The sequence below is a fragment of the Micropruina sp. genome (assembly GCF_047607385.1).
Lineage (GTDB): Bacteria > Actinomycetota > Actinomycetes > Propionibacteriales > Propionibacteriaceae > Micropruina.
In genome coordinates, this window is record NZ_JASGDE010000117.1 from 25425 (window position 1) to 36142 (window position 10718).

16 protein-coding genes are annotated in these 10718 nt (G+C 69.1%); 9 read left to right on the forward strand and 7 right to left on the reverse strand.

The window, feature by feature from the left end; translation table 11 throughout:
• Nucleotides 1-7 precede the first annotated feature (7 nt).
• Nucleotides 8-1351 (reverse strand): MFS transporter, encoded by a 1344-nt coding sequence (locus tag QM582_RS10400; protein WP_415084154.1) that lies wholly within the window; start codon nucleotides 1349-1351, stop codon nucleotides 8-10.
• Here QM582_RS10400 and QM582_RS10405 point away from each other — a divergent pair.
• Nucleotides 1326-2612, forward strand: a complete 1287-nt coding sequence (locus tag QM582_RS10405; protein WP_415084156.1) for a TerC family protein — start codon at nucleotides 1326-1328, stop codon at nucleotides 2610-2612. The two genes, QM582_RS10400 and QM582_RS10405, sit on opposite strands and share 26 nt — an antisense overlap.
• A gap of 132 nt (nucleotides 2613-2744) precedes the next feature.
• Here the strand turns inward: QM582_RS10405 and QM582_RS10410 are convergent, their stop codons facing one another.
• Both QM582_RS10410 and QM582_RS10415 read right to left on the reverse strand, forming a co-directional pair.
• Nucleotides 2745-3380, reverse strand: coding sequence for an HAD family hydrolase (locus tag QM582_RS10410; protein ID WP_415084158.1), 636 nt, complete (start codon nucleotides 3378-3380; stop codon nucleotides 2745-2747).
• A 93-nt stretch (nucleotides 3381-3473) separates the two neighbouring features.
• Nucleotides 3474-3713, reverse strand: a complete 240-nt coding sequence (locus QM582_RS10415; protein WP_415084160.1) for a DUF433 domain-containing protein — start codon at nucleotides 3711-3713, stop codon at nucleotides 3474-3476.
• Between the two features lie 47 nt (nucleotides 3714-3760).
• Between QM582_RS10415 and QM582_RS10420 the strand changes: the two genes are divergently transcribed.
• Genes QM582_RS10420 through QM582_RS10430 form a run of 3 tightly spaced genes read left to right on the forward strand, consistent with a single transcriptional unit; the run spans nucleotide 3761 to nucleotide 5390 of the window.
• Nucleotides 3761-4762, forward strand: coding sequence for an aminoglycoside phosphotransferase family protein (locus tag QM582_RS10420; RefSeq protein ID WP_415084162.1), 1002 nt, complete (start codon nucleotides 3761-3763; stop codon nucleotides 4760-4762).
• A 41-nt stretch (nucleotides 4763-4803) separates the two neighbouring features.
• Nucleotides 4804-5052 carry a CopG family transcriptional regulator gene (locus tag QM582_RS10425; protein ID WP_415084163.1) on the forward strand — a complete coding sequence of 83 codons (249 nt, stop codon included), beginning with the start codon at nucleotides 4804-4806 and terminating at the stop codon, nucleotides 5050-5052.
• Complete coding sequence (locus QM582_RS10430; RefSeq protein ID WP_415084164.1) at nucleotides 5046-5390, forward strand: type II toxin-antitoxin system PemK/MazF family toxin; 345 nt, start codon at nucleotides 5046-5048, stop codon at nucleotides 5388-5390. Before QM582_RS10425 ends, QM582_RS10430 begins: the two co-directional genes overlap by 7 nt.
• 95 nt (nucleotides 5391-5485) lie before the next feature.
• On the opposite strand, the gene QM582_RS10435 is transcribed toward QM582_RS10430, so the two are convergent.
• Genes QM582_RS10435 through QM582_RS10445 form a run of 3 tightly spaced genes read right to left on the reverse strand, consistent with a single transcriptional unit; the run spans nucleotide 5486 to nucleotide 6459 of the window.
• Nucleotides 5486-5854, reverse strand: coding sequence for a type II toxin-antitoxin system VapC family toxin (locus QM582_RS10435; RefSeq protein WP_415084166.1), 369 nt, complete (start codon nucleotides 5852-5854; stop codon nucleotides 5486-5488).
• On the reverse strand, nucleotides 5851-6120 hold the full coding sequence (locus QM582_RS10440) for a type II toxin-antitoxin system Phd/YefM family antitoxin (protein ID WP_415084168.1): 270 nt from the start codon (nucleotides 6118-6120) through the stop codon (nucleotides 5851-5853). Before QM582_RS10440 ends, QM582_RS10435 begins: the two co-directional genes overlap by 4 nt.
• Before the next feature lie 30 nt (nucleotides 6121-6150).
• Nucleotides 6151-6459, reverse strand: coding sequence for a GNAT family N-acetyltransferase (locus tag QM582_RS10445; protein WP_415084179.1), 309 nt, complete (start codon nucleotides 6457-6459; stop codon nucleotides 6151-6153).
• Between the two features lie 344 nt (nucleotides 6460-6803).
• Between QM582_RS10445 and QM582_RS10450 the strand changes: the two genes are divergently transcribed.
• Both QM582_RS10450 and QM582_RS10455 read left to right on the forward strand, forming a co-directional pair.
• The gene (locus QM582_RS10450) at nucleotides 6804-7463 is read left to right on the forward strand and encodes a TMEM175 family protein (protein WP_415084169.1); all 660 of its coding nucleotides are present in this window, start codon (nucleotides 6804-6806) and stop codon (nucleotides 7461-7463) included.
• A gap of 52 nt (nucleotides 7464-7515) precedes the next feature.
• Nucleotides 7516-8535, forward strand: a complete 1020-nt coding sequence (locus tag QM582_RS10455) for an LLM class flavin-dependent oxidoreductase (protein WP_415084171.1) — start codon at nucleotides 7516-7518, stop codon at nucleotides 8533-8535.
• Between the two features lie 76 nt (nucleotides 8536-8611).
• Here QM582_RS10455 and QM582_RS10460 read toward each other — a convergent pair whose 3' ends face one another.
• Nucleotides 8612-8866: a GlsB/YeaQ/YmgE family stress response membrane protein gene (locus QM582_RS10460; RefSeq protein ID WP_415084173.1), complete on the reverse strand. Its 255-nt coding sequence runs from the start codon at nucleotides 8864-8866 to the stop codon at nucleotides 8612-8614.
• A gap of 161 nt (nucleotides 8867-9027) precedes the next feature.
• On the opposite strand from QM582_RS10460, the gene QM582_RS10465 reads away from it, so the two are divergent.
• Genes QM582_RS10465 through QM582_RS10475 form a run of 3 tightly spaced genes read left to right on the forward strand, consistent with a single transcriptional unit; the run spans nucleotide 9028 to nucleotide 10666 of the window.
• Entirely contained in the window at nucleotides 9028-9681 is a 654-nt protein-coding gene (locus tag QM582_RS10465) for a hypothetical protein (RefSeq protein WP_415084174.1), read from the forward strand.
• Entirely contained in the window at nucleotides 9681-10103 is a 423-nt protein-coding gene (locus QM582_RS10470) for a hypothetical protein (RefSeq protein ID WP_415084176.1), read from the forward strand. The genes QM582_RS10465 and QM582_RS10470 overlap by 1 nt, the downstream gene beginning before the upstream one ends.
• The gene (locus QM582_RS10475; RefSeq protein ID WP_415084178.1) at nucleotides 10082-10666 is read left to right on the forward strand and encodes a hypothetical protein; all 585 of its coding nucleotides are present in this window, start codon (nucleotides 10082-10084) and stop codon (nucleotides 10664-10666) included. Before QM582_RS10470 ends, QM582_RS10475 begins: the two co-directional genes overlap by 22 nt.
• Nucleotides 10667-10718: the final 52 nt, after the last annotated feature.

Below are 10718 nucleotides of genomic sequence, written 5' to 3' on the forward strand. Positions count from 1 at the left end.
ACGCGGCTCAATCGGCGCGGCGCCGGCGTCCGGCGGTGCTGACGAAGGCCGCCACCGCGATCACCGCCAGCAACCCGAAGACCGCCTGCAGGGCAAGGGCGGGAGCCCAGCCCAGGCCGTGCAGCGCCGAGTAGGCGCCACCGGCCAGCAGGGCGACCCAGGCTGTCGCAGCGGTCTCGGCGAACGCGATCAGGGTTCCGACGGTGCCCGCCGGTGCCCCGGTGTCGAACGGTTCGGAGCTGAGCAGGGGATAGGCGGCACCCATGCCCAGTCCGGCGAGCACCGCTCCGGCGATCACCAGCACCACGCCGGTGCCGCCGCCCAGCCAGAGCCCGCCGATCAGCCCGGCGAAGGCCACGACCACCAGGGCGGTGCCGACCGCGGCGCGGTCGGGGCGGGCGTCCGGACGCGGGCGCAGCCCGACCAGCGACCAGCTCACCAGGCCGCCGGTGAGTGCGGCGGACGCCACCAGCACCGTCGAGCCCAGACCCTCGATCAGGGCCAGCGACAGCAGCTCGTAGACGCCGAAGAAGGCCGCGCAGAGCAACCCGAAGGACACCAGCCCACGCGCCCGACCGGGCAGTCCGCGAACCAGGAATACGGCGATGGCTACGGCGGTCGCGATCACGCCGAGCACCAGGGCGAGCACCCCCCAGCCCTGTGGCTGGGCCGATCCGATGGCGCCGAGGACGAGACCGGCGGCGACCGCGACGCCGACGCCGGCGCTGACCGGCGTCCGGGACGCGTCCGGCTCCCAGGGCACCGCCGCGATGGTGGCGCCCATCAGCAGCCGGGCCAGCACCACCAGGACGGCCGGCCAGCCGAGCGCCCAGCGCCAGTCCACCCAGTCGGTGATCACCGCGTTGAGCGGTGGGCCGATCACCGAGGGCAGCAACCAGATCAGTGCGAACAGGCCGAACACCCGGGGCCGTTCGCGCTCGTCGAACAGGGTGCCGATGGCGCCCATTCCGAACCCGCCGAACAGCCCGGCGGCGATGCCGCGGACGGCCGCTCCGGCGAGCACCCAGCTCATCGCCGGGGCGAGCACCGCCAGCGCGGCGCCGGCCACGTACAGGGCGGTCGCCACCAGCAGGATCCGCAGCGGCCGCACCCGCTGCAGGATCGGCGCCGCGAACGACAGCATCAGCACCGCCGCCACCTGGCCGGCCGCCAGGGTGGCGCCGAACAGGGCGAAGCCGTCCAGGTCGCGGGCGATCACCGGCAACACGGTGCTGTAGGCGATGCCCTGCATGGCGGCGGCGAACTCGGCCAGCATCAGTGCGGCCAGGAAGCGCCCGCGGCGTCCGCGCAGGATGTCCGCCAGGGTGACCGGGGTGGACGGTGAACTCATCGGCCGGTGTCGCGCGGACGGATGCGGACCATTCTCCGAGCCTATGCGAGGCGGCGGGGGCGGCGTTGGCCGCGCCGGCTTCTCGATGCGGCGGCGCCCTCAGGTAAACTGTGCGGTCCAGGGGGAGTACTCCGGCACGGTCGGCTCGTCACTACGGATGCTCGATGCATCCCGGGCCACCGGTCCTCGATGCGGGGATGGGGAAGACCTTGGTGTCGATTCGATCACGCCAGGTTTGGAGCATCCCTTGCACGTCACCCCGTCCGCATGGATCGTGACCATCGCGGTCACCGCCGCCCTTTTCGTCTACGAGTTCGTGGTTCACGTCCGCAAGCCGCACGCGCCGTCGATCGGCGAGTCGGCCCGCTGGTCGGTCTTCTACATCGGCCTCGCGCTGTTGTTCGGCGTGGGGATCGGAGTGGTGTCGGGGTGGACCTACGGCGGAGAATATTTCGCCGGCTATCTCACCGAGAAGGCGCTCTCGGTCGACAATCTGTTCGTCTTCCTCATCGTGATGAGCGGCTTCGCCGTGCCCAGGATCTACCAGCAGAAGGTGCTGATGATCGGCATCGTGATCGCGCTCATCCTGCGCGGCGGCTTCATCGCGGTGGGCGCCACGCTGATCGATAACTTCTCCTGGATCTTCTACCTGTTCGGCGCCTTCCTGCTGGTGCTCGCCTATCAGCAGGCGCGTGGCGGACACGAGGGCAATCCGGCGGACAGTCGTTTCATGCGGCTGGTCGGGCGTCTGCTGCCGGTCACGGACGAATATCACGAGGACCGGTTGACGGTGCGCAAGGACGGACGGCGCTGGGTGACCCCGATGTTGCTGACGATCATCGCGATCGGATTCATCGACGTGGTTTTCGCCCTCGATTCGATCCCGGCCATCTACGGGTTGACCGAGGAGGCCTACATCGTGTTCACCGCCAACGCGTTCGCGCTGATGGGGCTGCGGCAGCTGTACTTCCTGATCGGCGGCCTGCTGGAACGACTGGTCTACCTGGCTCAGGGCCTGGCCGTCATCCTTGCCTTCATCGGGGTGAAGCTGGTGCTGCATGCACTGCACGTCAACGAGCTCGCCTTCGTCAACGGCGGCCTGCCGGTGGCCTGGGCGCCGGAGATTCCGATCTGGTTCTCGTTGCTGTTCATCGCCGTGACGATCGCCGTCGCCACGACGGCGAGCCTGATCAAGACCCGGCGCGCGGACGCCGAACCAGATCTCGCTGTGCTGGGCCGGGAGGGCACCGAAGGCCCCTGACCGTGGCTCGGACGCGCCTCAGGAGATTGTCCGATAAGCAGCATTATGTCAGTAGTGGATCGACAGGAGCCCCGCCCGGTCATCCAGACCTGCCCTACTCCGGGCGGCATCGAACCGGCCCCGATCGGCACCTCAGCGCAGGATCAGCTCCTTCAGGTCGGCCAGCCTCGCGATCCGGTGCCGAGCTTGCGTGAAGTCCTGGGACTTTGTGAACTCGTTGTAGACAATCGCACAGTCGATGCCGGCGGCCACTGCGGACTGCAAGCCCCTGGACGAGTCTTCGACGATGAGAGCTTCGTCCTTCTCGGCTCCGAACCGCTCGAGCGCGGTCAGGTAGGGCTCCGGGTGCGGCTTGGCGTGCAGGTAGTCGTCGCGGACGAGCACGAAGTCCATGTATTGCACGATCTGACGTCCCTCGTGGATGATCTCGAAGTCATCCCGTTTTGACGTCGTCACGATCGCCATACGTGCCAACTGCGACAGTTCGGCGAGGGCATCGACAACGCCGTCGACCTCGATCGACTCGGTCCGCAGGTACTCCTGGTAATAGGCATCCCGAACCCGGCGAACGCCGTCGATGGTGCGGTCGTCGACGCCGGCCCTCTTGGCCTGAGCCCAGGTCGCTGCGCCCTGGCCCATGTCCAGCAGGTATTGCTCCTTGTCAAGCACGAGTCCGATCTCGGCCAGCGCGCGCTCCCCTGCCTTGAAGTACCACTGTTCGGTGTCGACCAATACACCGTCGTGGTCGAACAAGATGTACTTCTTCACTTTCGTCACCGACTGCCCTTCCATGGCTATCGAAGTCGCAAGTCAAGTAGGTGGCCAGCGTCTTGGGAAGCTGCTGATCAACCAGAAACCGAGTCACGCCACCACGCGTTGACGACGGGTGATGGCGTCAAGAGCAGCGAACTCCAGTACGGCGAGGATGTCGTCGCGGTCAAGCTCGTCGTAGTCGGCGAGGATCTCCTCATAGGTCATGCCGGACGCGAGCAGCCCCAAGACGTCCTGCACGCGAAGACGCATACCGCGGATAGTGGGTGCGCCGTGGCAGACCAGCGGGTCGACCGTTATCCGGTCCAAGCGGCTGCCAGGCTCGTTCATGCTTGAAGCCTACGCCAAGGCGTCGCGCGAAGTGGCCCCCATCAACGTTGCCGACCGTCCCGCACCGCACCAGCCTGATAGGTCTGCGCGCCGACGATAGGTTGCCGGTTATGGACGGAACGGCGGGAGGTGAGCACGAACAACGCCCCGACGCCAGGTTGGTGGCGCGGCTCCTCCGAGAGCAGGTTCCGGAACTGGCGGCGGAGGGAGTTCGCCCGAGTCCGACCACCGGTAGCAGCAACTGGGTCTTTCGCGTCGGTGACCACTACGCGGCGCGGCTGCCTCGGGCGGACTCCTACGCCGACGACTTGGCGAAGGAAGCGCGGTGGGTGCCCCGGCTTGCGCGGGAACTGCCGGTTTCGGTCCCTGACATCGTCCACCAAGGCGTGCCCTCCGGACTGTTCCCGCGGCCTTGGACGGTCGTCACCTGGGTTCCCGGCGACCTGCCGGGAGATCTCGGCCCGGACGAACAGACCGCGCTGGCGGAGAATCTCGGCCGGTTCCTGCGCGGGCTGCACACGGTGGACACGCAGGGGCAGCGGCCCGGAGCGGAGCGTTGGGGATACCGCTGCGGCGAGCCGGTGACCGACACGATCGACACCTGGGCCGAGACCGCGGCCGCGGAGCTGTCCGAGCTGTCCGACCTGTTCGACCCCCGCCGGGTCCGACGGGCATGGCAGAAGCTCCGTGACGTACCGCCGGCGTCGACGCCGCCGTGCTGGGTGCACACGGATCTGTCCGCCGAGAATCTCCTGGTCGGGCCCGATGGGCAGCTGGTCGGTGTCATCGACTTCGGAGGTCTGGGCGTCGGTGATCGTTCGGTCGACCTGCTGTACGCCTGGAGCCTGTTCGATCAGCCGGCACGCGAGGCGCTTCGCCGCGCATCGGGAGCGGACGAAGCGACCTGGCTGCGCGCCCGCGCGTGGGCCTTCGCCGGCCCGGGACTGACGACGATCCTGAGCTACCGACACTCGATGCCGACCCGCACGGCCCGGCTCACCAGAATGGTCGAGGCGGTCGCCGACGAGGTCGGAATCTCCCTTCGATGACGTACCTGGATACCGGGTATGAAAAGTTATACCGTTGCCCTATGAAGACAGCGATCAGCCTCCCGGACCACGCCGCAGAGCGTTTCGACCACATCGCACAGCAGCACGGAATGACCCGGTCGGAATTCTACCGGCGCGCCGCCGAGCAGTATGCGGACGAGTTGGCCGGTGCGGAGCTGACGGCGCAGATCGACGACGCGATCGACGCGGTCGGGCAACCTGGCGAGGAGTCCGCGGAGTGGCGTCGCATCGCGAACGCCCGTCTGGGCGAGGTGTCGGACGAGTGGTGATCCGGCGCGCTGAGGTGTGCTGGGTTGACTTCGGCGAACCCATGGGCAGCGCCCCGGCCAAGCGGCGACCGGCTGTCATCGTGCAGTCCGACCGATACAACGCTTCGCGGATCTCGACGGCCGTCGTTCTGCCGATCACCTCCAACACGGCGCTTGCGCGACACCCGGGCAACGTGTTCGTCCCGGCGCTAGCGTCCGGCTTGCCGAAGGACTCGGTGGTCAACGTCTCACAGCCGATGACCGTCGACCGTGCCGCCCTTGATGTCACCGGCGTGGAACTGCCCAACAGCCTGATGGACGCCATTGACTCGGGTCTTCGGCGGGTACTGGACCTATGACGCTCGTGCCTTGCCCTGGGTTCGGCGGCGACCCGGTCTGACGCATCGAACGTCTTCTCGATGGCCAGTCCGATCGACCGAAGCTCTCGGAGGCTTCAGGTCAGCCGACCCGGTGTCGCGACCACGATGCCCGCCGCTGTCGCTGCAGCGGCCAGTTCGTGATCGTAGGTGAGCATCTCGTCCACTCCGAGCCGAAGTGCGGTCGCGAGGTGGATGGCGTCGTTGGACCGCAATGGGGCGTGCGTTCCCGCGGCGACCAGGGTCACCAGGCTCAGCACGGCATTGACCGCCGCCGAGCTGATCTGGCCCCGCCTCCGTCCCGCCGCACAATGCAGCTCGGTGTGCAGCAGCATCGATGCCGCCAGCCGGCGCGGCGACGAGGTGAGTTCCGATCGAAGGGCTGCCGATTCGGGCTCGGTGACCAACAGCTTGATCGCGGCCGACGTATCGAGATAGGTGGTCACCACTGTCCACGGCTGTCGTCGAGAAGCTCGCGAGTGCTGATCGGCAATACCACCGACGGAATGGCTTCCAGCGCACCAATGCCGGAGGCCGCCGGACGGGCCTCCCCGCGACGGACCAGCTCATCCAGAACTTCGCCCGCCGGTGGCGGGCCGATCACCGCTACCGGACGGCCATTATTGCTCACCGTGAAGCTCTCCCCCGCCTCTACCCGGCGAAGGATCTCGCCACTTCGGTTGCGCATCTCGCGATGGGTGATCGTCTCCACGTAGCACACTGTGGCACGCGTCCGGAAACACTACTCACGCACGGTCAGCAGACTCCGCCCGTGCACCGTCTCCGGCTCCGTGCGGCCCGTCTCGCAGAAGCCGAGCGTGGCGAGCAGTCGGCGCGATGCGACGTTCCAGTCCCACACGGTGGCCCAGAGCCGGCGACAGCCCAGCTGCTCCGCCCAGGCGATGACGGCCTGGCCGGCCTCGGTCGCATAGCCGTGATTGTGAACCGCCTGGAGCAGTTCGAACGCCAACTCCGGTTCGCCGGGCGGCCCCTTCTCGGTGAACACCAGGCCGCAGTATCCGATCACGTCGGCGGCACTGGTGCGCTGCACGGTCAGCAACCCGGTTCGGGGGATTTCCGGGCTTGGCGAATACGCGCGGTGATGTCGGCCAGCGTCGGGCGTCCGTCCTGATCGATCCTGCGATGCGGGGGTACCCGACGTCGCGCTCGGTCCACAGTCGCCGGAAGACGGCAGCGTCGCTCACTTCCTGCGGTCGCAGGATCAGGCGCTCGGTCTCCAGCGTCGGCTGCATCTGCATGGTCGCATTGTCCCCGCTCCGACCGCCCTCGGGGCCACGCTCCCCTGTCCGCTATCCCTGTCCGCACACCGTGACGCCGGGCCGCCGGCGGCTCAGAGGGTTCCGGAGCAGGGTCACCTGCGCGCAGGATGTCGCTATGGACGCCACACAGCGACCGGACCCGGCCGACCCGACACCCGACGAGCCCGCGGTGCGATTCGCGTCCGCGGAGCGACTGAAAGCGTTCACCGACGCGGTGGTGGCGATCGCCATGACGTTGTTGATCCTGCCGCTGATGGAGAGCGTCAGCGAACTGGCGAAGAAAGGGGGCGACGCCGGCGACTGGGTCGCCGAGAACGCCGCCCAGCTGCTCAGCTTCGCCCTGAGTTTCGTGTTGATCGCGGCCTTCTGGCTGAGTCACCACCGGCTCTTCGACCGCGTTCGCCGGGTCAACGGCCGGCTGCTGGTGCTCACCATCGTGTGGATGTTCACCATCGTGTGGCTGCCGGTGGCCACCGCGATCGTCGGGCAGATGCACAACGATCCGGTGCAGAAGACCCTATATATCGGTTCGCTGTTCGCGACCAGCATCACCATGACCGGGATCGGCTGGTACGCGCTGCGGCATCCGGAGCTGCACGACATGCCTGCCGAGAACCTGCGCAGCGGAATCCTCGCCGACGCCATCGCCACGGTGCTGTTCGCCATGGCCTATCTGCTGACCATCGCCGCACCCGCGCTCGGCTACTACCCGATGTTCCTGCTGGTCCTCACCGGGCCGCTGCACGGCTGGCTCCGGCGGTACCTGCGGCACTGAGCCGGGCGTCCGGGTTTCCACCGGCCGGTGCCGGCGGTGGAGGATGGACGACGTGACCAAGAAGATCGGCTTCCTGTCCTTCGGGCATCACCGGGACGTCCCCGGGTCGCGGGTGCGCACCGCCGGTGACGCGCTGCGCGATCACATCGAACTGGCCGTCGCCGCCGAGGCCGCCGGTCTGGACGGTGCCTGGCTGCGCGTCCATCACTTCGACCACAGCCTGGCCTCCCCCTTTCCGCTGCTGGCCGCGATGGCGGCTCGGACGTCCACCATCGACGTGGGCACCGGGGTGATCGATCTGCGTTACGAGAACCCGCTGTACCTGGCCGAGGAGGCGGCGGCGACCGACCTGATCGGCGCCGGCCGGCTGCAGCTCGGGATCAGCCGGGGCTCCCCCGAATCTGCCGCGGACGGCCAGGCGGCCTTCGGTTACCGGCTGGCCGACGGCGAGGACTGGGCCCGTGTCACCCGGCAGCGAGCCGACCTGTTCCGGCGGGCGATCGCCGGCGAACCGGTGGCTCATTCGCATCGCGCCGCCGCTGCCGGACGCGGTCCCGATCTGCCGATCCAGCCCCTCTCCCCCGGTCTCAACGCCCGGATCTGGTGGGGTTCCGGCAGCCACGCCACGGGTGTGTGGGCCGGCGAGCAGGGCTACAACCTGCTCTCCTCGACGCTGCTGCTGGCCGACGACGGACGTCCGTTCCACCGTCAGCAGGCCGACCAGGTGCGCGACTACCGGACGGCGTTCGCCGCTGCCGGGCACACGGCGGGCGGCCGGACGGCGGTGACCCGCAGCGTGTTCCCGATCACCACCGCCGAGGACCACTCCTACTTCGGACTGGAGGGCGGCGGTGGCGACGGCGTCGGCTTCCTGGACGGCACAACCGCCCGCTCCGGTCCGACCTTCGCCGGCTCCCCCGACCGGGTGGCCGAGGATCTGCGGGCCGACGAGGCGGTGAGCGAGGCCGACTACGTGTTGTTCGCGCTGCCGTCGATGCTCGGCGTGGAGTACAACGCGCACCTGTTCGAGAATCTGGTCGCGGTCGCCCGCGAGCTGGGCTGGAAGGACTGACCCGCAGCCCCCGGACGTGACGAGGGGCCGGCAACCGTGTGGTTGCCGGCCCCTGCTCAGGCCCGGTGCGAGAGGATCAGCGCCGGCGTCCGGTGACCAGGCCGACCAGCCACAACAGCACCACCGAGCCGCCGATGGCGGTCAGCATGCTGAAGATCAGGCCGCCGCTGCCCTGCACGCCGAAGAGTCCGAGAATCCAGCCGCCCAGCATGCCGCCGACGACTCCGACGATGATGTTCAGGAAGATGCCCATCTGGGCGTCCGTCTTCATGATCTTGCTGGCGATCCACCCGGCGATGCCGCCGAGGATGATCCACCCGATGAAACCCATGGTGTCGCTCCTTGTCCTAGGGCAGTTCTAACCCCTTCCACTGTAGGCGCGGGTTGTCCGGCAGCGGCCCCCGGCGTCCCCTGATCCGAGGAGTCAACCCTTTTGGGTGAGGATTCAGGGGACCCTGGACGCCGAGCAGATTCAGGCTGCACACTGAATCCGTGCAGATGAAGTTTGACGGCTTAACTCGCTGGGCGGTGGTCACCGCCGACCAGCGCAACAGCAGGCGTTCCGCCGATCAGGTGCCCGCGGCGCTCGATGTTCTCGCCGCCGCGATCGGAGACCGGCTGGTGCTCCCCTTCGAGCGGACCGCCGGCGACGAGGTGCAGGCGCTCACCGCCGACCCGGCCGCCGTCGTGGGTGCGGTGCTGGCCCTCACCCGGCTCTCCGACTGGCACATCGGCATCGGCCTGGGCGCGGTCGACCTGCCGCTGCCCGGGTCCACCCGGGAGGCCCGTGGGCCGGCCTACCTGGCCGCCCGGACCGCGGTCGAGGAGGCCCGGAACGCGCCGGCCAACCTGCGGCTGGTCGGATCCGAAACTGTCGGTGCCGGTCCCTATGGTGAAACCGTCACGCAGCGAGCCGAGGCGGCTCTGGTGATGCTGCGGGCACTGGTCAGCCGCCGCACCCAGGAGGGATGGGAGATCGTGGACGTTCTGGACGAGACCGGCAGCGGCAAGAGCGCCGCCCGCCTCCTGGGCATCAGCCCGTCCGCGGTCTCCCAGCGGGCCGCCCGGGCCGCCCGGGCCGAGTCGGAACTGGGTGCGGCGCTGGCCGAATCGCTGCTGGCCGAGGCGATGGGGGTGGCTCGGTGATGGTCTGGTTGACGGTCGCGAAGGCGGCGATCGTGGTCGTGCTGGCGGCGATCGGCGTACTCGCCGGGGGCCGGGTGGTGCTCGCCGTGTTCCGGCTGGCCGAGCGATCGCCGGCCCGCGAGCTGGAAGGCGACCCGGAGGCGGCACAGCAGAGCATCGGCCAACTGACCCGGGCGGCGGCCACGCTGCGGGGCGGCCAGTGGATCGGCATGCTGGAACGGCTGGCGGTCTTCGCCACGCTGTTGGCCGGTTTCGGCGAGGGGCTGGCGGTGGCGATGGTGCTCAAGGGCTTCGCCCGCTACCCCGAACTCAAGGCGAGCAGTACCGGCGCTGCCGAACGGTTCATCATCGGAACCTTCGTCAGCGTGCTGTTCGCGAGCGGATGCGCCGGGCTGGCGATATGGCTGACCAGCCTCTTCTGAGCCGCTGGCCGCTGCCCGGGCTGGACGCGGCCGCAACGGCGGTACTGGCCGCCTGGGCCGAGCCGCACCGGCGCTACCACGACACGCGGCACCTGACCGAATGCCTGGACGCCGCCAGCGACCTGGGCGGCGGCGTCCCGGAGTTGCTGGCGCTGTGGTTCCACGACGCCGTGCACACCGGGACGCCCGGGCACGACGAGGCCGCCTCGGCGGCTTTCGCGCACACCCTGCTCGCCGGTTCGGTCGAGGCCGGGCTGGTCGAGGAGGTGTCCCGGCTGGTCCTGCTCACCCGGGCACACCGTCCGGAGCCCGGTGACGTCGCCGGCGCGGTGGTCTGCGATGCCGACCTGTGGGTGCTGGGCGCGACCCCGTCGCGCTATCGGGAGTCGGTGCGCGACCTGCGCGCCGAAAGCGGGCTGGACCTGGACGCCTGGGTCGCGCAGCGCCGTCGGCGAGTCGCCGACCGGTTGGCCGCGCCGATCTACCACACCGCCGCCGGCACCCGCCGGGAAGCTCGGGCCCGGGCCAACCTGGCCGCCGAGCTGCACGGACTCTCCCGGTAGCCACCCAGCGCTCGCCTAACTATTTGCCGCTCGCTGAACTCAGCGAGCGGCA

Coding starts and splice junctions, on each gene's coding strand:
- QM582_RS10470 (WP_415084176.1), top strand. CDS start 9,681: ATGGTCTGGTTGACGGTCGCGAAGGCGGCGATCGTGGTCGTGCTGGCG.
- QM582_RS10460 (WP_415084173.1), bottom strand. CDS start 8,866: ATGGGTTTCATCGGGTGGATCATCCTCGGCGGCATCGCCGGGTGGATC.
- QM582_RS10400 (WP_415084154.1), bottom strand. CDS start 1,351: ATGAGTTCACCGTCCACCCCGGTCACCCTGGCGGACATCCTGCGCGGA.
- QM582_RS10415 (WP_415084160.1), bottom strand. CDS start 3,713: ATGAACGAGCCTGGCAGCCGCTTGGACCGGATAACGGTCGACCCGCTG.
- QM582_RS10450 (WP_415084169.1), top strand. CDS start 6,804: ATGGACGCCACACAGCGACCGGACCCGGCCGACCCGACACCCGACGAG.
- QM582_RS10475 (WP_415084178.1), top strand. CDS start 10,082: ATGGCTGACCAGCCTCTTCTGAGCCGCTGGCCGCTGCCCGGGCTGGAC.
- QM582_RS10425 (WP_415084163.1), top strand. CDS start 4,804: ATGAAGACAGCGATCAGCCTCCCGGACCACGCCGCAGAGCGTTTCGAC.